The organism is Acidocella sp., from assembly GCF_027352905.1.
In the GTDB taxonomy this organism is placed as follows: domain Bacteria; phylum Pseudomonadota; class Alphaproteobacteria; order Acetobacterales; family Acetobacteraceae; genus Acidocella.
In genome coordinates this window covers 90,880-114,206 of record NZ_DAIEIF010000029.1, presented here as the reverse complement: position 1 = coordinate 114,206, position 23,327 = coordinate 90,880, and the positions used below count along the sequence as shown (strand labels likewise).

At 66.2% G+C, this 23,327-nt stretch carries 26 protein-coding genes and 1 tRNA gene; 13 read left to right on the top strand and 14 right to left on the bottom strand.

The genetic code is table 11. The features are described from left to right. Window positions 1-33 precede the first annotated feature (33 nt). The 8 genes from pgsA (at window position 34) to M7H45_RS04785 (ending at window position 5,449) form a co-directional block, all read left to right on the top strand. On the top strand, window positions 34-609 hold the full coding sequence (pgsA, locus tag M7H45_RS04820) for a CDP-diacylglycerol--glycerol-3-phosphate 3-phosphatidyltransferase (RefSeq protein WP_298215115.1): 576 nt from the start codon (window positions 34-36) through the stop codon (window positions 607-609). A 78-nt stretch (window positions 610-687) separates the two neighbouring features. Continuing rightward, window positions 688-1,098, top strand: a complete 411-nt coding sequence (locus M7H45_RS04815; RefSeq protein WP_298215114.1) for a hypothetical protein — start codon at window positions 688-690, stop codon at window positions 1,096-1,098. A gap of 3 nt (window positions 1,099-1,101) precedes the next feature. Further along, window positions 1,102-1,353 (top strand): MoaD/ThiS family protein, encoded by a 252-nt coding sequence (locus M7H45_RS04810; protein WP_298215113.1) that lies wholly within the window; start codon window positions 1,102-1,104, stop codon window positions 1,351-1,353. 2 nt (window positions 1,354-1,355) lie between these two features. Beyond that, window positions 1,356-1,826, top strand: a complete 471-nt coding sequence (locus M7H45_RS04805; protein ID WP_408832481.1) for a molybdenum cofactor biosynthesis protein MoaE — start codon at window positions 1,356-1,358, stop codon at window positions 1,824-1,826. A 22-nt stretch (window positions 1,827-1,848) separates the two neighbouring features. After that, on the top strand, window positions 1,849-2,364 hold the full coding sequence (locus tag M7H45_RS04800; protein ID WP_298215112.1) for an adenine phosphoribosyltransferase: 516 nt from the start codon (window positions 1,849-1,851) through the stop codon (window positions 2,362-2,364). 58 nt (window positions 2,365-2,422) lie between these two features. After that, entirely contained in the window at window positions 2,423-3,466 is a 1,044-nt protein-coding gene (locus M7H45_RS04795) for a hypothetical protein (RefSeq protein ID WP_298215111.1), read from the top strand. A gap of 4 nt (window positions 3,467-3,470) precedes the next feature. Continuing rightward, on the top strand, window positions 3,471-4,886 hold the full coding sequence (radA, locus tag M7H45_RS04790) for a DNA repair protein RadA (RefSeq protein WP_298215110.1): 1,416 nt from the start codon (window positions 3,471-3,473) through the stop codon (window positions 4,884-4,886). Then, window positions 4,883-5,449: a CvpA family protein gene (locus M7H45_RS04785; protein WP_298215109.1), complete on the top strand. Its 567-nt coding sequence runs from the start codon at window positions 4,883-4,885 to the stop codon at window positions 5,447-5,449. Before radA ends, M7H45_RS04785 begins: the two co-directional genes overlap by 4 nt. A gap of 17 nt (window positions 5,450-5,466) precedes the next feature. Here the strand turns inward: M7H45_RS04785 and murI are convergent, their stop codons facing one another. From murI to M7H45_RS04750, 7 genes are all read right to left on the bottom strand, one after another. Next, complete coding sequence (gene murI, locus M7H45_RS04780) at window positions 5,467-6,216, bottom strand: glutamate racemase (RefSeq protein WP_298215108.1); 750 nt, start codon at window positions 6,214-6,216, stop codon at window positions 5,467-5,469. A gap of 5 nt (window positions 6,217-6,221) precedes the next feature. Then, window positions 6,222-7,382: a rod shape-determining protein RodA gene (rodA, locus tag M7H45_RS04775; protein WP_298215107.1), complete on the bottom strand. Its 1,161-nt coding sequence runs from the start codon at window positions 7,380-7,382 to the stop codon at window positions 6,222-6,224. Beyond that, on the bottom strand, window positions 7,379-9,265 hold the full coding sequence (gene mrdA, locus M7H45_RS04770; protein WP_298215106.1) for a penicillin-binding protein 2: 1,887 nt from the start codon (window positions 9,263-9,265) through the stop codon (window positions 7,379-7,381). Before mrdA ends, rodA begins: the two co-directional genes overlap by 4 nt. After that, window positions 9,262-9,807 (bottom strand): rod shape-determining protein MreD, encoded by a 546-nt coding sequence (locus M7H45_RS04765; protein ID WP_298215105.1) that lies wholly within the window; start codon window positions 9,805-9,807, stop codon window positions 9,262-9,264. The genes mrdA and M7H45_RS04765 overlap by 4 nt, the downstream gene beginning before the upstream one ends. Before the next feature lie 3 nt (window positions 9,808-9,810). Further along, window positions 9,811-10,701, bottom strand: coding sequence for a rod shape-determining protein MreC (gene mreC, locus M7H45_RS04760; protein ID WP_298215104.1), 891 nt, complete (start codon window positions 10,699-10,701; stop codon window positions 9,811-9,813). A 135-nt stretch (window positions 10,702-10,836) separates the two neighbouring features. Continuing rightward, window positions 10,837-11,706 (bottom strand): SMP-30/gluconolactonase/LRE family protein, encoded by an 870-nt coding sequence (locus tag M7H45_RS04755; protein WP_298215103.1) that lies wholly within the window; start codon window positions 11,704-11,706, stop codon window positions 10,837-10,839. A 62-nt stretch (window positions 11,707-11,768) separates the two neighbouring features. Further along, on the bottom strand, window positions 11,769-12,425 hold the full coding sequence (locus M7H45_RS04750; protein WP_298215102.1) for a YggS family pyridoxal phosphate-dependent enzyme: 657 nt from the start codon (window positions 12,423-12,425) through the stop codon (window positions 11,769-11,771). Here M7H45_RS04750 and M7H45_RS04745 point away from each other — a divergent pair. The 5 genes from M7H45_RS04745 to M7H45_RS04725 all read left to right on the top strand — a co-directional run bounded on the left by M7H45_RS04745 (window position 12,424) and on the right by M7H45_RS04725 (window position 15,814). Continuing rightward, window positions 12,424-13,014 carry a thiamine phosphate synthase gene (locus tag M7H45_RS04745; protein ID WP_298215101.1) on the top strand — a complete coding sequence of 197 codons (591 nt, stop codon included), beginning with the start codon at window positions 12,424-12,426 and terminating at the stop codon, window positions 13,012-13,014. The two genes, M7H45_RS04750 and M7H45_RS04745, sit on opposite strands and share 2 nt — an antisense overlap. A gap of 346 nt (window positions 13,015-13,360) precedes the next feature. Then, window positions 13,361-14,680, top strand: a complete 1,320-nt coding sequence (locus M7H45_RS04740) for a porin (RefSeq protein WP_298215100.1) — start codon at window positions 13,361-13,363, stop codon at window positions 14,678-14,680. Between the two features lie 131 nt (window positions 14,681-14,811). Next, entirely contained in the window at window positions 14,812-15,336 is a 525-nt protein-coding gene (locus tag M7H45_RS04735; RefSeq protein WP_298215099.1) for a DUF3576 domain-containing protein, read from the top strand. Between the two features lie 211 nt (window positions 15,337-15,547). Next, window positions 15,548-15,624, top strand: a tRNA-Arg gene (locus tag M7H45_RS04730). Window positions 15,625-15,652: 28 nt separating this feature from the next. After that, on the top strand, window positions 15,653-15,814 hold the full coding sequence (locus M7H45_RS04725) for a hypothetical protein (RefSeq protein ID WP_298215098.1): 162 nt from the start codon (window positions 15,653-15,655) through the stop codon (window positions 15,812-15,814). A 51-nt stretch (window positions 15,815-15,865) separates the two neighbouring features. Here the strand turns inward: M7H45_RS04725 and M7H45_RS04720 are convergent, their stop codons facing one another. The 7 genes from M7H45_RS04720 to M7H45_RS04690 form a co-directional block, all read right to left on the bottom strand. Then, window positions 15,866-16,270 carry a cupin domain-containing protein gene (locus M7H45_RS04720; RefSeq protein WP_298215097.1) on the bottom strand — a complete coding sequence of 135 codons (405 nt, stop codon included), beginning with the start codon at window positions 16,268-16,270 and terminating at the stop codon, window positions 15,866-15,868. Between the two features lie 30 nt (window positions 16,271-16,300). Then, the gene (locus M7H45_RS04715; RefSeq protein ID WP_298215096.1) at window positions 16,301-17,710 is read right to left on the bottom strand and encodes an NAD(P)(+) transhydrogenase (Re/Si-specific) subunit beta; all 1,410 of its coding nucleotides are present in this window, start codon (window positions 17,708-17,710) and stop codon (window positions 16,301-16,303) included. Between the two features lie 6 nt (window positions 17,711-17,716). Beyond that, window positions 17,717-18,106 (bottom strand): proton-translocating transhydrogenase family protein, encoded by a 390-nt coding sequence (locus tag M7H45_RS04710; RefSeq protein ID WP_298215095.1) that lies wholly within the window; start codon window positions 18,104-18,106, stop codon window positions 17,717-17,719. Window positions 18,107-18,129: 23 nt separating this feature from the next. Continuing rightward, window positions 18,130-19,263 carry a Re/Si-specific NAD(P)(+) transhydrogenase subunit alpha gene (locus M7H45_RS04705; protein WP_298215094.1) on the bottom strand — a complete coding sequence of 378 codons (1,134 nt, stop codon included), beginning with the start codon at window positions 19,261-19,263 and terminating at the stop codon, window positions 18,130-18,132. A gap of 92 nt (window positions 19,264-19,355) precedes the next feature. Next, window positions 19,356-20,093, bottom strand: a complete 738-nt coding sequence (locus M7H45_RS04700) for a class I SAM-dependent methyltransferase (RefSeq protein WP_298215093.1) — start codon at window positions 20,091-20,093, stop codon at window positions 19,356-19,358. Between the two features lie 14 nt (window positions 20,094-20,107). Beyond that, complete coding sequence (locus M7H45_RS04695) at window positions 20,108-21,457, bottom strand: AarF/ABC1/UbiB kinase family protein (RefSeq protein ID WP_298215092.1); 1,350 nt, start codon at window positions 21,455-21,457, stop codon at window positions 20,108-20,110. Next, entirely contained in the window at window positions 21,454-23,265 is a 1,812-nt protein-coding gene (locus tag M7H45_RS04690) for a M3 family oligoendopeptidase (RefSeq protein ID WP_298215091.1), read from the bottom strand. The genes M7H45_RS04695 and M7H45_RS04690 overlap by 4 nt, the downstream gene beginning before the upstream one ends. Window positions 23,266-23,327: the final 62 nt, after the last annotated feature.

Here is a 23,327-nt window from a genome sequence, read left to right as displayed (position 1 = left end):
CGCCCGGCCCCGATTCCGGCTAGAACCGGCGCGATGCTCACCGACCTGCCCAACCTCCTCACGCTTTCGCGCATCGCCGCCATTCCGCTGCTGGTGGTGCTGGAGGCGGTGGGCACGCCAGGGGCGGGTTTCGGCGCGGCGCTGCTCTTCACCCTCGCGGCGATCACCGATTATCTCGACGGCAAGCTGGCGCGGGAATGGTCCCAGCTTTCCGATTTCGGCCGCATGCTCGACCCCATCGCCGACAAGCTGCTGATCGGCGCCACGCTGATGTGCCTGGTCGGCTTCGGCCATATGCCGGCCTATGGCATCTACCCCGCCATCGTCATCATGCTGCGGGAGATTCTGGTCTCCGGCCTGCGGGAATATCTGGCCGGCATCCGTGTCGGCCTGCCGGTGACCCGGCTCGCGAAATGGAAGACCGGCGTGCAGATGGTGTCGCTCATTTTGCTGCTGCTGGGCAATTCCGGCGCGCGCTGGCTGGGCCTCGGCTTTGTGCCCGCGAGCGGCGCCGGCTTCGTCCTGCTCTGGCTGGCGGCCGGACTCACCTTGATCACCGGCTGGGATTATCTCACCGCCGGGCTGCGCCATGCCGGGTCCGGCCAGTGACCCGCCGCAGCGAATCAGTTTCCCGGACGCGGCGCTTGCGCTAACGTGGGGCGGGTTATCGTATCAAGGAGCCACAGCTTGCGCATCCCCCTGGCCGTGATGACGGCATTCTGCCTGACCGGCTGCGCGGGAGGCGGCCAGTTCGCCGATCATGCGCTGTGGCCTTTCGGCAATCCCAACACGCCGCAAGGAACCAGCGAGACGGCGCAGCGCGCTTTGGGCAAGAATCCGCAAGTACCGCCATTGGAGCCGCAGCCCGGCAATGTCTGGCCCGGGCCGGTGCAGCCCATGCCGACGCTGAGCGAGGTGGAGAAGAATTCTGACCTGCCGCTGGGCCAGGGCTACACCCCCTCCCTGCCCTCGCCCTACCCGCCGGGCCAGGGGCCGCAGGTTAATGGCGCGGAGGGCATTACGGCGGGCGGGGATCTCTACCCCAGCGTGAACGGCGCGCCCCAGCCCGTGCTCGCCGTGCCGGGCGACGCCCGCTAGCCGATGCGCGTGCGCTACTTCGCCTGGCTGCGCGAGCGCGTGGGGCTGAACGCGGAGGAGGTGGAACCGCCCGCCGGGGTGGCAACGCCGCGCCAGCTCATCGCCTGGCTGCGCGGGCAGAGCGCAGCCCATGCCGACGCCTTCGCCGACGAAACGTTGATCCGCTGCGTCATCGGCGACGATTTCCACGACCTCGACACCCCCTTCGGCGCCGCCAGGGACCTCACGTTTCTCCCCCCCTTCACCGGTGGCTGACCATGCGGCTGACAGCGGTTCAGGCGGAGGATTTCGACACGGCGGCGCTGCTCGCTCAGCTGAGCAGCATAGGGGTGGGCGGCATCGCCAGCTTCATCGGCATCGTCCGCCCCGCTGACGATGACGCCCTCGCCGCGCTGCGGCTGGAACATCACCCCCGCCTGGCCGGGCCGGCCCTGGCGCGCCTCGCCACGGAGGCGCAATCGCGCTGGCGCTTGCGGGGCGTGGTGATCATCCACCGCACCGGGCGGCTCCTGCCCGGGGAAAAAATTGTTTTTGCAGGCACTGCCAGCGCCCATCGCGCGGAGGCCCTCACCGCCACCGCCTATCTCATCGACCAGTTGAAGACCCGCGCGCCGTTCTGGAAAGCAGAGGAATACAGGAATGGCACGCTGCGCTGGGTGGAAGCCCGCGCCGCGGATGAGGCCGCCGCCGCCGCCTGGGGCGAGACGGTGAATTTGCCACCCGGCTAAGCTCGGTTATAGGAGCGCCACCATGAACCTCAAAGATCATATTCGCGGCATCCCCGATTTTCCCAAGCCGGGCATCCTGTTCTACGACATCTCGACCCTGCTGCGGGACGCGGATGCCTGGCAGGTGGCCATGGGGCGCCTCGCCAACCGGGTGCGGGTTTATAACCCCGCCATCCTGGCCGGGGTGGAGAGCCGGGGCTTTCTGCTGGCCGCGCCGCTGGCGCTCAAGCTCGGCTGCGGGTTCGTCATGCTGCGCAAGCCCGGCAAGCTGCCTGGCCGCACGGTGGGGCTGGATTACGCGCTGGAATATGGCACGGACCGGATCGAGATCCAGGCGGACGCGGTCTCGCCCGGTGACCGCGTGGTGGTGGTGGACGACCTGCTCGCCACCGGCGGCACCATGGCGGCCGGGATCAAGTTGTTGCGCAATGTGGGGGCGGAGGTGGTGGCTGCCGCGGTGATGATAGAACTCACCGCCCTGCGCGGGCGGGAGCGGCTGGACGTGCCTGTGGAAGCGCTGATGCAATACGAAGATTGACGCGGTGAGCAACATGCGTCATCTCCGGGTCTTTGAGGAGACGCGGAAACCGCGCAGAATGGACCGCCGCTATTTTCTCAGCGCTTTGGCCGGAGCGGCGATGCTGCCGCGTTGGGCTCGTGCCCAGGCACTGGCCGCGTCGGGGCCGCTCAACCTGCTGGTCGGCGGGCCGGAGGCCGGCCAGGCCAGCCGCTGGGGCAATGCCTTCGCCCTCGCCATGGCCAATGCCTATCCCGGTTCCCCCAACATCGTGGCCGAGCCGGTGGGCGGGCTGGACGGCGTCTCCTGCGCCAACCGGCTCGACACCCAGGTGATGCCGGACGGGCGCACCGCCGCCCTGCTGCCCGGCGCCGCCCTCATCGCCTATCTCACCGGCGATTCGCGCGTTCATTTCGACCCGACGCGCTGGACCTCTCTGCTGGCGGGGTGCAATTCCGGTGTGCTGATGCTACGCGCGCCCAGCGGTAGCCCCCCTAGCCTCGCCACGCTGCAAGCCATGGCGCCGCTGCGTCTCGGCGCGGCGCAGCCGCAAAGCACGGATCTCGCGGCACTGCTGGGGCTGGCCCGGCTCGGCGTGCGCACAGAGCCGGTTTTCGGCCTGCATGGCAGCGCCGAGAAAACCCAGGCTTTCATCGCCGGGGCGGTGGATGCGGTGTTCATCTGCGATGAGGGCACGCCCGAGGATCTCACCCCTCTCCAGGCCTCCGGGGCAAGGCCGGTTTTCTGCATCGGCGCGCCCGGCCCGGATGGCGCCGCCCTGCCCGACCCGCAATTTCCCGGCCTGCCTCTGGTCCCGGCACTCGGCCCCGCCGTCAGTCCGCTCCTGGATTCCGCCTACGAGGCGGCGGCCGCCGCCGCGCGGCTGGATTTTTTGCTTGTGCTGCCGCGTCTCACCGACCCCGCCGCCGTGGCGCGCTGGCGCGTTGCCGCCCAGGCGGCCGCCGCCAGCCCGGCGGTGCAAGCGGCGGCCGAGGCCAGCTCCGTCTCCCTGCAGCCGGCCACGGTGCTGGCCAATTCGCTCACCACCCTCTCCATCATCCCCGCCGAGCAGAGCCAGCTCATGGCCTTCCTGGCGAAGGCCTATGGCTGGCAGCCGGGCTGAACGCTTGGCGAAACCCGTCACCCTCTATGCTTGCACCGCCTGCGGCGCCGTCACCGCCAAATGGTCCGGGCGCTGCGAATCCTGCGGCGCCTGGAACACGCTGGAGGAGCAGGCCGCGCCCCGCCCCTTGCCGGGCGGGCTCAAGGAATCCCGCCGGGCGGGAACGCGCATTGAATTCGTCGGGCTCGAGGGCACCACCCCGCCGCCGCCGCGCGTGCCCACCACAATCGCCGAGTTCGACCGGGTGCTGGGAGGCGGGCTGGTCCCGGCCTCGGTAGTGCTGGTGGGGGGCGATCCCGGCATCGGCAAATCCACCCTGTTGCTCCAGGCCAGCGCCGCGCTGGGCCGCGCCGGGAGGGAGGTCGTCTATATCTCGGGCGAGGAATCCATCGGCCAGATCCGCATGCGCGCCGCGCGGCTCGGCCTCACCGCGGCGCCGCTGCGCCTGGCCGCGGCCACCCAGCTCGGCGATATTCTCGCCAGCCTGCCGCAATTTCCGGAGGCGGCGCTCGTCGTCATCGATTCCATCCAGACGATGTGGACGGAGAGCGTCGATTCCGCCCCCGGCTCGGTCACCCAGGTGCGCGCCAGCGCCTTCGAGCTGATCCGCGCCGCCAAGACCCAGGGCTTCGCCCTGCTGCTGGTGGGGCATGTCACCAAGGAGGGCGCCCTGGCCGGGCCGCGCGTGCTGGAGCACATGGTGGATGTGGTGCTGCATTTCGAAGGTGATCGCGGCCACCAGTTCCGCATTCTGCGCGGCATGAAAAACCGCTTTGGCGCCACGGATGAAATCGGCGTGTTCGAGATGACCGGGCGGGGCCTGGCCGAGGTCGCCAACCCCTCCGCCCTGTTCCTGGCGGAGCGGCGCGGCAATGTCGCGGGCAGCGCGGTGCTGGCGGGGCTGGAAGGCTCGCGCCCCGTGCTGGTCGAGATCCAATGCCTGCTCGCCCCCAACCCTGGCGGCGCGCCCCGGCGCTCGGTCATTGGCTGGGATGCCGGCCGGCTTTCCATGCTGCTGGCGGTGCTAGAGACGCGCTGCGGGCTCAAGCTCGCCATGAACGACGTGTATCTGAATGTCGCGGGGGGGTTGCGGGTTACCGAGCCCGCCGCGGATCTGGCGGTGGCCGCGGCGCTGATCTCCGCCGCGGCGGACGTGCCGACCGACCCGGAGATGGTGTTCTTTGGCGAGATCGGTCTCTCCGGCGAGGCCCGCCAAGTGGCGCAGACCGAGCTGCGGCTGAAGGAGGCGGCGAAGCTGGGCTTCACCCGCGCCGCCGGGCCGAAACGGGTGGCGGGGGGCGCGGCGCGGATGAACGTGCCAAAATCGCTGACGCTGATTGAAATCGGCCACCTGACCGACCTTGTAGGGGTGATCGCCGCCCGCCCGCGCGGGACGGCGAAACAAAAGGAGGCCGGATGACCTGGGTGGATGCCGTAATTCTGGGCGTGGTGGCACTATCCGCCCTGTTTTCCATGGTGCGCGGCTTCGTGCGCGAAATGCTGGGCCTCGGCGCCTGGATCGGCGCGCTGCTCGCCTGCTTGCAATTCAACGCGCCGCTCCAGCCCTATATCGCCTCGCTTTTGCCGGCCGGCCTCAAGCATTTCGCGGTGTATGGGGCTATGGGGGTGGTGTTTCTGGTGGCGCTCATCGTGCTCAGTCTCATCGTCAGCCTCATCGCCGGGCTGGTGCGGGCCTCGCCGCTCTCGGGGCTGGACCACTCGCTTGGCATCCTGTTTGGCCTCGCCCGCGGCGCGGTGATCATCGTGCTCGCCTATATCGCGCTCGGCATGGCCGAACCCGCCAATGCCTGGCCCGCCCCGGTGGCGCAGGCCCGCCTCCTGCCTCTCGCCTATGACGGGGCGAAATGGCTCACCAGCTTCCTGCCCCCGCCATACCAGCCCAAGGTCCAGCCCTTGCCCGGCACCCAGCCCGCCGGGGCGGAGAGCGGCCCAGCGCCAGTCCCTGATGGCAAAACCCTGTAGGCCTGACCAGCAACCTTTCAGTCGCCAGGGGTCAGCCCGTAAGGCGCCAGTAATGCGGGGGGGAGGGCCTCCCCCGTGAAGCGCGCCGCGCGCCGCCCGGGAGCCAGCCCCAGCGGCATGGCAATTTTCAGGGTTTGCCGCGCCACGGCCGGGGCAGGGTCGTGCCAGGAAATATCCGGGCGCAGGCGCAGAAATTCGGGCAAAAGAAACGTATAATGCGTGCAGCCCAGGGCTATGGCGTCAATGCGCTCCCCGCCCGGCTGGATGAAAAGCGGGGCGATGACCGGTTCCACCTCCACCTCCCCGCCCCGGAATTTATCTTCCGCCAGCGCCGCGAGATTGGGCGTGCCCAGACTGAGCACCGCGCAATCAGGCGCATAATGCTCGATCAGCCCATTCAGATAGGGCCGGCGCACCGTGGCGGCGGTGGCCAATATGCCGATGGTGCGGGTATGGCTGGCGGCGGCGGCGGGCTTGATGGGCGGCACGCACCCGATGAAGGGCAAAGAAAAGGCCGCGCGCAGCGCCGGCAGGGCAATGGTGCTGGCGGTGTTGCAGGCAAGCACCACCGCCTCCGGCGCGTCCCGGCGGATCGCCTCGCCGATGACGCCGAGAAGATGCGGCAGGAGCACCTCATCGGATTTTTCGCCATAGGGAAAGAAGGCGTTATCGGCCAGGTAAAGAAGCGGCAGGCCGGGGGCGAGATCGTTCAGCGCGGCGACGACGCCCAGCCCGCCAATGCCGGAATCGAAGACGAGAATGGCCATGGGATTTAGAAATCCTCGCGCTCGGCGAATTCCACGTCGCGATGGACATGAATGGACATCAGCACGCCGAACCCCAGCATCACCGCCGTCAGGGCCGAACCTCCATAGGAGATCAACGGCAAGGGCACGCCCCCGACCGGGATCAAACCCATCACCATCGAAAGGTTGACGAAGCAATACAGGAAGAAATTGGTGGCGATGCCGAGCGCCACCAGCCGCCCGTACACATGGTCACAAGACAGCGCGGTGTAGTAGGCGAGCGCGACGATGGCCATCAACAGCCCCAGCACGGCGACCGAGCCAAAGAAGCCGAACTCCTCGGCGATGATGGTGAAAACGAAATCGGTTTGCTTCTCGGGCAGGAAATTCAACTGGTTCTGCGTGCCGTGCAGAAACCCCTGGCCGAAAAACCCCCCGGAGCCGAGCGCGATCTTGCTCTGAATGATGTTATATCCCGCCCCGAGCGGGTCGGAGCCAGGGTTGAGAAAAATATCGATGCGCGCCTTTTGGTAAGCGTGGAGATGATCATAGATCACAGGGGCGCAGACGCCGATGACCACGGCCACGAGCGCGAACCACCACCAGCGCACCCCCGCGCCCAGCATCACCGTGGCGCCCACCGCCCCGGTGATCACCGCGGTGCCGAGATTGGGCTCCTTGAGAATCAGCACCATGGGAAGCAATGTGGCGGCGATGGCGGGCGCCACGAACAACAGGCTGCCCGTCTGTTCCGGCGTCGCGCGCTTGAAATAGCTGCCCAGCGCCATGACGAGAAACAGCTTCATTAATTCCGAGGGCTGGATCTCAACGCCTCCCACGGTCATCCATCGCCGCGCTCCCAGCCCGACATGACCAAACTTCAGCACCGCGACCAATAATACGACGCCCAGCACCCAGGCAGGCCAGGAAAATTTCTCCAAGATCCGGATATCCACCATGGCGATGCACAGCATCAGCGCCAGCCCGGTGCAGAACCGGGTGAGCTGGCTGAGAGCGTAAGGGGAGGAAGAACCGCCCGCGGCGGAATAGAGCGCGGCGTAACCTACCCCCGCCAGCAGGCAGAGGCAAAGCACGAACAGCCAGTTCACCCGCCCCAGCTTGCGGGCGAGGCCAAAGGAACGTTCCCTGAACGGGCGGCGCAGACCGATCTCGCTCTGCCCGATCATGCGCTCTCCCCCTGCGGCATGGTGGAGGGCGGCTCCGGCGGCGGGTTGGCAAGGGGCACGTCGCGCCCTGCGGGGTCATGCAAAAGCGCATAGGTCATCAGGTCATGGGCGAGGGGGGCGGCGGTCTGCGCCCCGAAATTTCCATGTTCGATCAGCACCGAAACCGCGTAGCGCGGGTTGTCGTAAGGCGCATAGGCCACGAACCAGGCATGGGGCCGCCTTTCCCAGGCCATCGTCATATCATCGAAGTTTTTCATCTTCTCGGCGGCGCTGTTGTTGTGCACCTGGGCGGTGCCGGTCTTCCCCGCCATTTGCACCCCAGGCAGGGTCAAACGCGAGGCATAGGCCGTGCCGGCCGGGGTGTTCACCACATCGAACAAGGCCTGGCGGATAATGGCGAGGTGGCGCGGGTCAACCCCCAAAGGCGGCGCGGCGCCGGGCACGGAATCCGGGTGCAGCGCGCCGCCCACACGCCGGGTCAAATGAGGCGTGACGGCATTGCCGCTGGCGATGCGGGCGATCATGGTCGCCTGAGCCAGCGGGGTGAGCTGGGTGTAACCCTGGCCGATGCCCTGCACCACCGTGCTGCCCTGCACCCAGTGGATATGGTGGCCGCGCGCCCAGTCCAGCGTTGGCACCAACCCGGTTTGGGCATGGGGTATGTCCGAACCCAGATCCACGCCCAGGCCCATCAGCCCCGCCATCTCGGCGATCCGGTTGATGCCGGTCATCAAGGCGGTTTTGTAGAAAAACACGTCGCAGCTCACCTGCAGGGCGGTGACGAGGTTGATGCTGCCATGGGCAACGTGATTATCGCACCAGAACACGTGATCACCCAGCTGCAGGGAGCCGGGACAGGTCAGAATGGTGTCCGGTGTGAGCGCGCCGCACTTCAACGCCGCCAGCGCCACGGTGGGCTTGAAGGTCGAGCCGGGGGCGAACAAGCCGGCGGCGGCCTTGTTGAGCAGCGGGTGGTGGGGATCCTGCATCCAGGCATTCCACACATCCTTCGGCACGCCCTTGTCGAAGAGGGCCGGGTCGAAGGCGGGCGTGCTCGCCAGCGCCAGAACCTCGCCATTGGTGGCGTCCAGCATCACCACGGCGCCGGTTTGGTTTCCCAGGCCCTGCATGGCAAATTGTTGCAACCCGGCATCCAGAGCCAGGGCCACGGTCCTGCCCGGCGTTCCCGCGTCCTGGGCCACCACGCGCACCACCTCGCCATGCACATTCGTCTCGGTCTGGACAAAGCCGGGGCTGCCGCGCAACGCCAGATCATTCGCATCCTCGGCCCCCGACCGCCCCACCCGCATGCCCGGCAGGGCGAGAACCGGGTCCTGCTTCGCCTCCTGCTGGTCCGGGCGGGCGACGTAACCCACCGCATGCGCCGCCACCGCCCCCAGCGGATAGACCCGGCTCGACCCTTCCTCGACCACCACGCCGGGCAGGTTCGGCGTATTCACCTCGATCAGCGCCATATCCGGCCAATCCAGCCAATCCTTGAGCAGCACCGGAATATAGCCCGGCCGGTCAGCCAGATCCTGGGCGATGCGTGTCTTTTCCTCATCCGAGAGCGGCACCAGGCGGTAGAAGTTTTCCAGCACCGCATCCGGTTCGGGCGCCATCGCCTTCATGAACAAGGCGCGCCAATGCTGCTGATTTCCCGCGATGATGGCGCCGAACCGGTCGGTCATCACCCCCCGCTCGGGTGCTACGAGCCGCTCGGAGATGGAATTCTGCTTCGCCATCGTCGCGTATTTGTCGTGGTCGCCCACCTGCAAATGGTAGAGCCGGGCGGTGATACCGGCGAAAACCGCCGCCTGCCCCACGCCGATCAGCAAAGCCCGGCGAGTGAAGGACGCGCGGGCGCGGGCGTGGCGTCTCATGCCAGTTCTACCGCCGCCGGGCCGCGATGCGCCCGGATAAGCAGCGCCGCCAGGCCGGGGTAGAGGCCGGCGGCGAGCAGCGCCTGCATCAAGACCGGCCCCAATGGCAAAAGCATCAGGTTAAGCGCGGATTCCGCCGCCCAGGAGAGGCAGGCGCTGAGCGATGCCAAGGCGATGAACGCGGCCCAGACCAGAAGAAAACCCGCCGGGACCAGCTGGCGGCGCAGCGCCAGGGTCGTCCATTGCAACCCCAGGAGAAGAACCGCCCACACGCCAAAGGAGGAGAGACCCATCACGTCCAGCAGCAGGCCACAGAGCACGACCAGCGGCGCGGGCAGCGAGGCCGGCCGGTAAAGCGACCAAAAATAAATGCATCCCATGGCATAGACCGGGCGCAGCGCCGCCTGTCCCGCTATGCCGAAGGGCATGCCGAGCACGAAGAGGCCGAAGATCAGCGTCGCACAGGGAAAAAACCAGCGCGAGGCCGCGTCGAGTTGCCGCCACGCGTTGAGGGGGCGGCGTAGAACGGGTCCGCTGGCCATGGTTCAACGCTTCCGGCGATGCCTCACCGCCGCCGTGTCCGGCCTCATGTGGGGGATCGGCGTGAGAGCGGGCAGATTATCCGGGTAGCTGAACAGGCGGAGGACCCGCAACGCGCCGAGATCGGCCAGGGGCAGCACCATCGGCTGGTTCTGGGCGTTGTAATGCACCACCCCCACCGGCAGGCCGGGCGGGAAGGCTCCGCCCTCGGCGCTGGTCAGAACCATCGCCCCTTCGGCCGGAGGCTGCCCGGGCACCCAGTAGAGCAGGGACGGGTCAGGGCCATTAACGCCCGCCATCAGCGCGGGCGCGCCCGCCGCGCCAATCGCCACGGGGACGCGGCTGTTGATGTCGGTGATCAGCAATACGCGGGCGGAGCGGCTTCCCGCATCCACCACCCGGCCGGCGAGTCCCCGCCCATCCATCGCCACCGCGCCGATCAGACTATGCGGATCGCCATTGGCGGGCGGCACGAGCGCCAATACGGAGCGGGCGTAAATGCCGCCCGAATCCGCGACCACCTGGCCAGTGAAGAACTCCGGCGTGGGGGCGGGCACGTAATGCAGCTCCGCCTTCAGCGCGTCATTCTGCGCCTGGAGCGCCATCGCCACCTCCTGCCATTGCAGCAATTCGGCGTTCTGCGCCCGGAGCTGGGCATTCTCCGCGCTCAATTCGAAGAGATGGCCGATCTCGCCAGTACCATGTTCAGCGGCGCGGATCGGCCCAGAAACCAGCATATAGGCGGGGGCGAGAATATCGTCGAGCGCGGCGCGCAGACGGTTCGCGATATTCTGGTCCGCGCGCCCGATTAGCACGCAGCCGAGCGAGAAGATCAGCATCACGGGCAGGGTGAGACGCGATAAGGCCTGGCGGAACGGGACCGATAATCTGATCACCGGAAACCTATCTTTGAAGAGGGGGACACACCAATGACCAGCCCATACAGCCAATTTGCTTCGCCGCCCAGGGGCGCATGGGAGGATTATAGCGATTTCATTTTCGAATGGTTAAATACATGCCCGTTGCTGCCCTCATCCCGCGAAACCTGGGCATGGCAACCCCTCGATGCCGGGATCAAGCTCGAACAACCCGCCCGCCATGGGTTCGCGTTGCCGCTGCGCTTCATCGAGCCCGATGGCGGCGGTGGTCACAAACAGCCGGTCCAGCCGCGGGCCGCCAAAGCAGCAACTCGTCACTTGCGAAACCGGCAACGCCAATGCGCGGTCGAATACCCCCTCGGCGGTGAAACGGCTGACCCGCCCTCCGCCCCAATGGGCGATCCAAAGCCCGCCCTTGGCATCCACCGTCATGCCGTCGGGATATCCGTCATCCTCCTTGAAACGGATGAACAATTCGCGCGCGGCCAATCCGCCGCCGGGCCGCTTGGCGTAACGGTACACGCTACGCCTGGCGCTATCCGTATGATAAATATAACGTCCATCCGGCGAGATCGCCGGCCCATTGGGGATGGCCCAGCCCTCATCCACCCGTTCGAGCGAAAAATCCGGCAGGAGATGATAGAACGCGCCCGCCACCTGCGCCTCGGCATCATCCATCGTGCCGAACCAGACACTGCCATCGAAATCGGCCTTGGCATCGTTCAGCCGGTTTCCCGGCTTGTCCGCCTCTATCGTCAAGCGCGGCGTGAAGCGTAGCTCCGGGTCAAGCCGCAACTCCCCAATCTCGTGCCGCGCTCCGGCCAGCCAGCCTCCCGCCCGCCTTGGCACCACCCAGGCGAGGTTATCATGAAATTCCCAGCGCCGCGCTTCGGCCCCGCCTGGCGCGTAGCGGTTCAGCCTATGCCCTTTGATATCCACCCAATACAGGGCGTCCTCCTCCTGGTGCCAAACCGGCCCCTCTCCTAAAATCGCGCCCGCGTCATCGAGCAGCTTCGCCGTCATGTCAGACCCCGGTGACAGTCGTTGATGCTTGAGAGCGTGCGGGGCGGGCGCATCAGCAGGCCTCACCGCGCGCCGAAAATGGCGGTGCCGACGCGGATATGGGTGGCCCCGGCGGCGATGGCGGCGGGAAAATCCCCGGACATTCCCATCGAGCGCACCGGCAGCCCATGCGCGTCCGCCATGGCGGCGAGACGGCGGAAAAACGGCGCAGGGTCAAGGCCGAGGGGCGGAATGCACATCAGCCCCTTGAGCGCCGCCGGGAAGCGAGCGCGCATTTCGCAGATGAACCCATCCGCCATGGCGGCGGGAATGCCGGATTTCTGCGGTTCGTCGCCGATATTCACCTGCACCAGCAAATCGGGCAGCCGCCCGGCCCGGTCAGCGGCGCGGGCAATGGCCTCCGCCAGCCGCGGCCGGTCCAGGCTGTCAATGGAATCGGCCAGCCGCACCGCCTGCTCGGCCTTATTGGTCTGGAGGCCGCCAATAATGTGCAGCCTCGCCCCAGCGACGGGAAATTTCTCCGCCGCCTCCTGGACCCGGTTTTCCCCGAATACGCTCTGACCCGCCGCCATTGCCGCCTCCACCGCGGCTTTCGGCTGGGTTTTGCTGACCGCGATCAGGGTGATTTCCGCCGCCTCTCGCCCGGCGGCGCGGGCTGCCTCAGCGATGCGGGCGCGCACGGCTTCGAGATTCCGGGCGATCAGGTTAGGTTCGGGCATGGATTCACGCTTAATCGCCTGGGGGCGCAGGGTAAAGCGCCGGGCCGCCCGGGCCGATGCCAAGCCGTTGCCGCCGCTCTGGTTTTTCACTGGCGCGGCGCGCGCGCCGGACCCGCTAGCGGTATTGGCGCGCTTGCCCCCGGGTCTGTGCGGCGTGATTTTACGGGACGACGACCGCCCCGACCGTCTGGCCCTGGCGAAGGCGGCGGCGCGGCTATGCCGCGCCCGCGGCCTTACCCTTCTCATCGCCGGCGATGCGCGGCTCGCCGCCAGCCTCGGCGCGGGGCTGTATGTGCGCGGCGGCAAGGGGCCGCCCAGGCGGCGGCGGGGGTTGCGCGGCGCCTCGGCCCATAACCACGCCGAGCTTCGCCAAGCCCGCCGCGCCGGGGCCGATTTCGTCTTCATCTCACCTGTTTTTCCCACGGCCAGCCATCCCGGGGCACCCAGCCTGGGTGCGGCGGGCTGGCGGCGCCTCGCCCGCCTGGCCAGACCGCTAAGACCCTTCGCCCTGGGAGGAATTAACGGCGCCCGCGCCGCCACGCTCGGCCCGGCTTGCGCCGGGGCGGGCGCGATTGACGCGTTTTCTTGAGCGCGCTGGCCCGATTAAACCGGGCGCGAGGGGTCCGAAAATCACCGCCAAAAACTATATAAAAATAATGGGGAATATGAGCAGATTTTGTCACGGATTTGTCATTTTCCCTTATTCAGTCATCATATTACCGGAGGTTAATTTCACATAGTTGTCATATAGATGTGGCCTTCCCGCCACAGGCCCGCGAATATGCGGCCTCGCCCCTTTTCGCCGATTGCGGATGCGTAAAGATGACGATTAAACGCGTTCAGCACCCGGCTTCCAGCCGATGCCTTTGGAGTTCAGGGGGGCCTTCCGGGCCCGAAAATTGAGACCATCAACTGGCGGATAAGGAGATGAACTGATGCGCAAATTACTTATGGCCTCCGCGGTCTCGCTGCTCGCGGCAGGCACGGCCTGGGCGCAGCCGGCCAAGCAGGTGGCCGCGCCTGGCACCATCGTCGTTCATCTGAACGGCTATTTCCAGTATTCGGTCGGTGATTTCGGCTCCACCAACATGAAGGGTGGCAGCGTTGCGGCGGGCACGGCCTATAAACTCAACAACGTCGCCACAGCGGGTGATTTCCGCCTTTTCCCCGGCTTTGATGCGCAGACCGTCAATGGCATCTGGTATGGCTTCCAGGCTGAGTTGCGTACCGCCACCACCCCTGCCGGCAAAGGCGTCAGCAATTCTTCCACCAGCGGCTTCAGCGGCATTTATGTCCGCCGCGCTTACGGCTATCTCGGCACGCCCAATTATGGCTACGCCCGCTTTGGCCAGACGGATGGCGTTTTCTCCCTCATGCAGACGGGCGTGATTGAAAATTTCGGTGATGGAGCGCAGTGGAATGGCGACGGCACGCCGGTGTTGATGTTCCCCGGCACCGCGCCCGGTAATTTCATCTACGCGGATACCGGGGCGCTCTATGCCACCGACAAGATCGTCTACCTCACCCCCACCGTCTCGGATGGCATGCTGGGCGGCTTCTTCTCGGCGGGCATCAGCTTCGAGCCCAATTCCAATGGTCTCAAGGAAGGCTATGCCAGCCCTGGCAGCAATACCGGCGCGAATGACAGCTCCATTTACGGTGGCAGCAACAGCCGCCGCCGCAACACGCTGGATCTCGCCGTCACCTATGGCCTCAAAGCCAATGGCTTTGAAAACAAGATCTCCATCGGCTATCTGCACGGGTCGCCGCTCGGCATTCTTGGCCCGGTCTCCTCTCACCCCGCCGCGCCCTATGGGTACGATGAGCTGAGCGTGTTCCAGGCCGGCGCCCAGACCACCTATGCGGGCCTGACCGTGGGCGCGAACATCAAGACCGGCCAGGTCGAGGATGGCTACAACCTCAAACCCAAGGGCACCCGCAACGGCCTCACCTATATCGTTGGCGCCTCTTACATGATGGGGCCATATATCCTCGGCGTCAGCTACTTCAACGGCCAGACCTCCGGCGTCTACACGCCCGGCAGCACCAAAGTGGCCCGCACGTTGAGCGAGTACGGCGTCGCCGCCGGCGCGAATTACATTGTCGCCAAGCCGTTGAACTTGTTCATTCAATATATGTACGGCCATAAGCACCAGCCCGGCGCGCAGACGGTTAGCTCCGTCTCCAATTACTTCGGCGCCAACGGCAACGCCCAAGTCCAGCTCATCGCCATCGGCGCCACCATCAAATGGTAGGATGGTGATCCGGCGCGTATAGAGCCCTTACGGAAGGGCGGCGGTTTCCGCCGCCCTTTTCGTTGCGGGTCCCTTGGCGGAATGAAGGTTGAAGGCTAAACAGCACGGCAGCTTAGGGCTTGGAGAGAGAATTGAGGATCATTCAGCATATCGCCGTCCCCGCCGGCCTGACGCTCTGCCTGGTCTCCTTGAGCGCTTGCGGCGGGGTAAAAACCTCCAACCCCGATATTAATAATTATGAGCAAGGCAGCGTCGGCGCGCCCGCCTCCGGCTCTGGGTCCCTGTTCACTTTAGGCAAGGGCGCGGGCGGGGGCGCGGGGAACAGCAACATTCAGGTCAACGCCTATCTTTGGCGGGCGACACTCGATGTCCTCTCCTTCATGCCCCTCGTCTCGGCTGACCCCTTTGGCGGCGTCATTATTACCGATTGGTACAGCCCGCCCTCCGAGCCCGGCACCCGCTTTAAGGCCAATGCCTATATCCTCAGCAAAACCCTGACGGCGAACGCCATCCAGGTCAGCGTGTTCGAGCAAACGCAGCAGAACGGACAATGGGTCGACGTTCCGGCCGACCCCTCGCTCGCCGCCGGTCTTGAGGATCGCATTCTGGCCCGCGCCGCCGACCTCCAGGCCGCCGCAAAAAACACGAAGGAATAAACGCCCCGCTAGCGGCCTATCCGATTTGATTGATAACGGATGGTGCTGATTTGAGCGTGTCAGGCTGCGTGGAGGGGCGCGAGCCCCCGGCAGTGGTAAGCGAGAGCGATCAGCCGCCACTTCATTGGCGACTTGCCGAGACCGTGAAGAGCGTTCCCTTTGATGAAACACTCTAGGCGGGGGTGGCGGGGTGGGCTAGGAAGGACGCGCCGTCTCCGTAGCTCAGCAGGATAGAGCACAGGATTCCTAATCCTGGGGCCGTGGGTTCGAATCCCGCCGGGGACACCATTTCATACTGTCTGACAGAATAAGGCTAATGTCGCGTTTCTGCCTGATGGCAGTTCTGGGTGCGGCCCCGCCCTCGTCGGCCATGAAAGCCATCACCATGATGATGATGGCCGAGATCATCGGCACTGGCGAACGACAGGAAGGCTACCGCCGCGCCACCCCGCCTCCCGCTTTGGGCGGCGGAACCTAACCGCTGTATACATTCCAAGGCCGGACGGGACGCTTACCTAAAAATGTCGGCTTATTCCCCGCCCCGCGCGTATTCCTCGTCGCTCACCTTCTCCGCCCAAGCCGCGGTCGCGCCGTTCAGCTTTTCCTGTATCGCGATATGGCTCATCGCCGTGCGGGCAGTGGCGCCGTGCCAGTGCTTCTCGCCCGGGGGAAACCAGACCACGTCGCCGGGGCGGATCGTCTCCACCGGGCCGCCCGCACGCTGGACCCAGCCGCAGCCAGAGGTGACGATGAGAATCTGGCCGAGCGGATGGGTATGCCAAGCCGTGCGGGCGCCGGGCTCAAACGTCACCAGCACCGCCACCGCCCGCGCCGGCTCGTCCGGGCTGTGGAGCGGGTCCATCCGGACCGCGCCGGTGAAATAGTCGTCAGGTCCTTTGCCGGAGGGCTGCGAGCCGGCGCGCTTGATTTCCATGTTTCCTCTCTTTTGTCGTTTGGCGGAACCTCAATGGCCTAGCGCCTGGACGATCTCCTCGGTCATTTTCTTGGCGTCGCCGAAAAGCATCATTGTATTGTCCCGGTAGAATAGCTCGTTCTCAACACCGGAATAGCCGGACGCCATGGAGCGTTTGACGAAAAGAACGGTCTTGGCCTTGTCCACCTCCAGAATGGGCATGCCGAAGATCGGGCTGGCGGGGTTGGTCTTGGCGGCGGGATTGGTGACGTCATTGGCGCCGATGACATAGGCGACATCCGCGGTCGAGAACTCGTTATTGATCTGCTCCAGCTCGAACACGTCATCATAGGGCACGTTCGCCTCGGCCAGCAGCACGTTCATGTGCCCCGGCATGCGCCCGGCCACCGGGTGGATGGCGTATTTCACCTCCACGCCATTGCTCTTGAGAATATCCGCCATCTCGCGCAATGCGTGCTGGGCCTGGGCCACCGCCATGCCATAGCCGGGGACGATGATCACCTTGGAGGCGTTCTTCATGATGAAGGCGGCGTCCTCGGCGGAGCCGGCCTTCACCGCCTTGTCGCCCGCGGCCGGGCCGCCCGCCTGCGCCGCCTCGCTGGAGGTGCCGAACCCGCCCGCGATGACGTTGATGATCGAGCGGTTCATGCCCTTGCACATGATATAAGAAAGGATGGCGCCGGAGGAGCCGACCAGCGCCCCGGTGATGATCAGCGCCATATTGCCGATGGTGAAGCCGATGCCCGAGGCAGCCCAGCCGGAATAAGAGTTGAGCATTGAAACGACGACCGGCATGTCCGCGCCGCCGATGGGGATGATGAGCAGGAAGCCCAGCGCCAGGGAGAGCAGGGCAATGAGCGCGAACAGCGCCGGGCTGCCGCCCGAGGCGACGAAGGCGATGATGAGCAGCACGATGAGGATGCCGATACCGCCGTTCAGCTTGTGCTGGCCGGGAAAAATGATCGGCGTGCCCTTCATAAGGGCTTGCAGCTTGGCGAAGGCGATGAGCGAGCCGGTGAAGGTGATGGCGCCGATGGCGAGGCCCAGCGACATCTCGATGAGGCTCTCGACATGGATGTGATGCGGCGTGCCAATGCCGAAGCTCTGCGGCGCGTTGAGCGCGGCGGCGGCGACGAAGACGGCGGCCAGGCCCACCAGCGAATGGAAGGCGGCGACCAGCTGCGGCAGCGCCGTCATCTTGATTTTCTGCGCCACTACGAGACCGATGCCGCCGCCGATGGCGATGCCAACCAGGATGAGAAGCGCCCAGCTCCAATCCATGCCGCCATGCAGGAAGGTGGCGGCCACGGCGATGAACATGCCGATGATGCCGAACCGGTTGCCCTGGCGGGAGGTGGCGGGGTGGGAGAGGCCGCGCAGCGCCAGGATGAACAGAACCGCCGCGATGAGATACGCGAAGGAGGTGAGGGACTGGTTCATCTGCGCCTACTTCTTCCTGAACATTGAGAGCATGCGATGGGTAACCGCGAAGCCGCCGAAAATATTAACGCTGACCAGCACGACGGCGAGGAAGCCGAAGATATGCGCGACCAGGCTTCCATGCAGCCCCGTGGCCAGCATGGCGCCGACGATGATGACGGAGGAGATGGCGTTGGTGACCGCCATAAGCGGCGAGTGCAGCGCGGGCGTGACGGACCAGACGACATAATAGCCGACGAAGACCGCCAGCACGAAGATGCTGAACAAATAGACGAAAGGCGCGGCGGGCGGCGCGTGCTCGGCCGCCACCGCGGCCAGCCCGGCGGCATTCTGCGCCAGAACCGAGGCCTGATGGGCGAGGTCCGCCGCCTGGGCGGCCAAATCTGCGGGTGTCATGATGGTAAAGCCTCCCTGGCGGTTTAAGCGGCTGGCTTGAAATACGGGTGGACGATCTCGCCGCCCTGGGTCACCAGCGCGCCTTTGATCAGATCGTCATCGGGCTTGAGGCGGGGGGCCTTGGCCTCCTTGTCCCAGAAGGTGGTAAGGAAGGTTAGCAGGTTGCGGGCGTAGAGCTGGCTCGCCGCCACGGCGATACGCGCGGGCCAGTTGCGATGCCCGATGACCGTCACCCCGTTGGCGGTTGTCACCGTCTCGCCCGGCACGGTGGCGGCGCAGTTGCCGCCCGCCTCGGCGGCGAGATCCGCGATGATGGAGCCCGGCTTCATTCCTGCGACCATCTCGGCGGTGACGATGACCGGCGCCTTGCGCCCCTGAACCAGGGCGGTGCAAATGACGATATCGTTCTTGGCGATGGTGCTGGCCATCAGCTCGGCCTGCTTGCGGCGGAACTCATCCGACATCTGCCCGGCATAAGGGCCGGTCTGGCGGGCGCTCTCCTCATCATCCACCCCGACATAGGCCGCGCCCAGGGAGCGGATTTCCTCCTTGGCGGCCGGGCGGACATCCGTGGCGGAGACGATGCCGCCCAGCCGCCGCGCGGTGGCGATGGCCTGCAACCCCGCCACCCCGGCGCCGATGACGAACACGCGCGCCGGAGGCACGGTGCCCGCCGCCGTCATCATCAGCGGAAAGCCGCGGGGAAAGGCGTAGGCCGCCTCGATGACGGCGCGGTAGCCGGCGAGATTGGCCTGGGAGGAGAGCACATCCATGCTTTGGGCGCGGGTGATGCGCGGCAGTAATTCCAGCCCCACCGCGTCGATGCGCGCGGCGGCGAGCGCCGGCGCCAGCGCCGGGTCGGCGGCGGCGCCCAGAGTGGCGATGAGCAGCGCGCCGGGGGCGATGAGGGCGCGCACGGCTTCATCCGGCGCGTTGACGGCGAAGACGATGCCCGCCCCCGCGAGCGCGCTGGCGGCATCCGGCGCGATCTCCGCCCCGGCGGCCGCGAAATCCTCATCCGGGATCGCGGCGGCGATGCCCGCCCCCGTCTCGACCGCCACGGTCAACCCCAGCCCGATCAGCTTTTTTACCGTATCCGGCGTGGCCGCCACCCGGGCCTCTCCCGCACGGCGCTCCTTCAAAACCGCTAGACGCATCAACCTGTCCCTTAACCCTTTAGTGAATTGTTCCGCACCATGGGGAAGCGCTTGGCACAATTCAAGCGGGTTTTACAGGGGCCGTGGACGGTTCATTTCGTGGCGCGCGGCTCCGGCAGTTCGCCCGGCGCGCCGATCCTCACCGCGACATGCCCCTTTTCCGCCGAGAAGCCGATATATTCGTAGGAAAGCCCGGTGCCGGCGATGAATTCCTGGAAAGCCTTGTATTCATGCGCCCGCCAGCCGGGGTAGTTGAAATATTCATCGAAGAGCAGCACGGTGCCGGGTCCGATTCGCCCCCGCAGCGCCATGAAGACCGTCTTGGTGCTGGTGTAGATGTCGCAATCCACATGGATGAAGGCGGCCGGGCCGGGATGGGCGGCGAGAAAGGCGGGCAAGGTTTCCTCGAACCAGCCGGGATGGAGAACCGCATTGGCCGGTACTTTCGGCAGGCGGCCCTTCTGGGTAAAAGCGCCGGCCGCCTCGCGCGTGCCGCTCCAATCTCCCGGCAGGCCGCCAAAACTGTCGAACCCGTGCACTTGGCGGCTGGTCAGCCGGGCGAGGTTGCGCAGGGAGGCGCCGCCGGCCACCCCGAATTCCGCCACCAGCCCCTCCTGCGGGGCGCGGGCGAAGGCGAAGCGCAGCAATTCGTCGCGGTCGGTCAACACCATCGCCTCGCCCATATGGGCGATGACATATTCCACCGCCTCGCGCTTCGCGTGCAGCCGCAGATCGATCCAAAGGTCATTGGCGTAAATGGAATGGAGCAGCTTGCGGTAGGCGCGGGCGTAAAAACCCGAGCGGAAGAAGCCGCGCGACAGAATCGCCATGAATATCTCCCCGCCTATCTGGCTTCCGGCACGCGGGCGGCGGCCAGCGCCTCGGCCTGTCGGGCGGCGAGGCGCGCTTCGTCGTAATCCGCCACGGTTTCCTGAAACAGCCGGCTCCAGTTGAGCCGGGCGCCGAGGCGCATGAACACCGCCCCCAGCCCAATGGCGGAGCGGTCCATCAGCACGAATTCGCGCGGCGGCCGCACGCCGCCGGTGCGTTGCAGCCCGGCATGCACCCTTTGCGCCACCTCGCGCCCGAATTCGGTGCCCTCACCCTCCTGGATCGGCCGCACGCGGTCCTCGATCAAAGGCTGGTAGAGGAATCTGGCCCAGTCGTTGAGTACCGCGATCTGCTCGGCGGTGATGTCCTTGAACCCCCAGATATCATAGGCGTGGCGGGCGCGGGCCTCGTCATCGTCGCGCACCGCGGCGTAGAGCTCCAGAACGCCGGAGACGAAACGGGGAGGGAACACGCGGATGGAGCCGTAATCGAGCAGATTGAGCCCCCCCGCCTCGCCAACCTGATAATTGCCGAGATGCGGGTCGCCATGGATGACGCCGTAGCGGTAGAAGGGCACGTACCAGGCGCGGAACAGGGCGGCGGCGAGAGCGTCGCGCTGCTCCTGGGAGGGATTGCCTTCCATCCAGGCGTGGAAGCCGCGGCCGTTCAGCCAGCTCATCGTCAGCAGCCGGGTGGTGGTGTAAGCCTCCACCGGCTCCGGCACGCCCACATCCGGCACATCCGCCAGCATCAGCCGGTAGAGCCGCATATGCGCCGCCTCGCGCTGGTAATCCAGCTCCTCCCGGAACCGCTCGGCCAGCTCGACATAGATATCATCCTGGATGATGGCGTTATCCATGCGCTTATAGACGGCCATCGCCAGCTTGACCTGGCGCAGATCGGCCTCGATCACGCTCGGCATATCCGGGTATTGCAGCTTCACCGCCACCTCGCGCCCATCCGGCAGGGTGGCGCGATGCACCTGGCCGAGACTGGCGGCGGCCACCGCCTCGCGGCTGAAGGATTGGAAACGGCTCTCCCAATCCGGCCCCAGCTCGCCGGCCATGCGCCGGCGCACGAAGGACCAGCCCATGGGCGGCGCATTGGATTGCAGCTCCGCCAGTTGCTTGGCGTATTCCGGCGGCAGCGCATCCGGCACGGTGGAGAGAAACTGCGCCACCTTCATCATCGGGCCTTTCAGCCCGCCCAGCAGCGCCTTGAGATCCTCCGCATGGCGGGCCTGGTCGGTCTTGATGCCGAAGACGCGCTCGCCGGCGATGCGGGCGGCGATGCCGCCCACCGCGCCGGAAGTGCGAGCCATGCGCCGCACCTCGCCCAATAGATTGCCGCCGCGCTCGCTCATGACATTTCCAGCTCGTCGATAAATGCCGAAATCACATTTAGCCCCTTTTGCCAGAATTCCGGATCGGACGCGTCCAGCCCGAACGGGGCCAGCAATTCCTTATGCCGCCGGATGCCCCCCGCCGCCAGCATCTCACGGTATTTGACGGCGAATGCCGCCTTGTCCGGGCTTTCCTGATAGACGGCGTAGAGCGCATTCACCAGGCAATCGCCAAAGGCGTAGGCATAGACGTAGAACGGGCTGTGGTAGAAATGGGAGACATAGGCCCAGAACACCCGGTAATCCGGGGTGAAGTGAAAGGCGGGACCGAGGCTGCGGCTCTGCACGTCCAGCCAGAGTTCCGCGATGCGGGCGGGGAGCAGCTCTCCCTCGCGGCGCTCGGTATGGAACATGACCTCGAATTCGTGGAAGGCGATCTGCCGCACCACCGTGTTCAGCATGTCCTCCACCTTTTGCGCCAGCATGACGCGGCGGCGGGCGGGATCCCTTTCCGCGTCCAGCAGGGAGCGGAAGGTCAGCATCTCCCCGAAAACGCTCGCGGTTTCCGCCAGGGTGAGCGGCGTGCCCGCCAATAAATAGCCCTGGCGGGAGGCGAGGCTTTGATGCGCGCCATGGCCCAGCTCGTGCGCCAGGGTCATCACGTCGCGCGTCTTGCCGTGGAAATTCATCAGCACATAGGGATGCGCCGAGGGCACTGTGGAATGGGAGAAGGCGCCGCCGGCCTTGCCGGGGCGCGGCGCGGCGTCGATCCAGTGACGCTCGAAGAAGGGACGGAGGGTCTCGGCCAGCTCCGGACTGAAATTCCGGTAGGCCGAAAGCACGATCTCCCGCGCCTCCTCCCAGGTCACCGGCTCGTCGTCTCCGGCGGAGAGGGGGGCGTTGCGGTCCCAATGCTCCAGCCTGGGCAGGCCGAGCCATTTGGCCTTGAGCGCGTAATAGCGGTGGGCGAGGCGGGCATAGGAGGATTTGACCGCCGTCACCAGCGCGTCCACCACCTCATCCTCGACCATGTTGGCGAGATTGCGGAAGGACCAGGGATGCCGATAGGCGTGCCAGTCATCGTCGATCGCCTTATCCTTGGCGATGGTATTGAGGATGAGGGCGAACAGCTTCTCATTCGCCTCCATCGCCTGGGCTATGGCCTTGGCCGCCGCCTCGCGCACCGCGCGGTCGGCGTCGGAGAGCTTGTTGAGCGCCGCGGAGAGGGTGAGGTCTTCGCCCCGCACCTCCAGCCGCAGGCCCGCGATGGTTTCGTCGAACAGCCGTGTCCAGGCGGAATGGCCGGTAACCTCCCTTTCCATGAACAGCCGCTCGATGACATCCTCGCGCTGATGGGGCAAGAACACCCGCAAATCGCGCAGCCACGGCGCGTAATGGGCGAGGGCGGGGTCTTTCAGCTTCTCCGCTAGCGCCGCCTCGGGCACCCGGTTGAGTTCGAGCGTGAAGAACAGGGTCAGGGTGCCAAGCGCGGTGACGCGCTCCGACATGGTCTGGTAGAATTGCCCATGGGCGGGGTTGGAGGATTCCGCCGAGAAGAGCAGCACGGCGTAGGACATGATCTTCCCGGCGATCTCCTGCAACCGCTCATAGTCCTGAATGGCCGCCGCCAATTCCGCGCCGGAAAGCTCCGCCAGCTTGCCCTGATAGGCCGCGGCGAAGCGCTCCGCGCCTTCGCGGACGGCGGCGAGATCGGCCTCAATGCGCGGGTCCTGGGGCGAGGCGTAAAGATCGCCGAGATCCCAGCTGGGCAAGGCGGCCCCGGCCGCCGCCGCTCCATCCGGGTGGCGCGCGATGTGATACTCGTCCATGCCTGCTCCGCTCTGAGTCGCTGACCCCAGATTTAGGCGCTATGGCGCGGAGGTCAAACGGG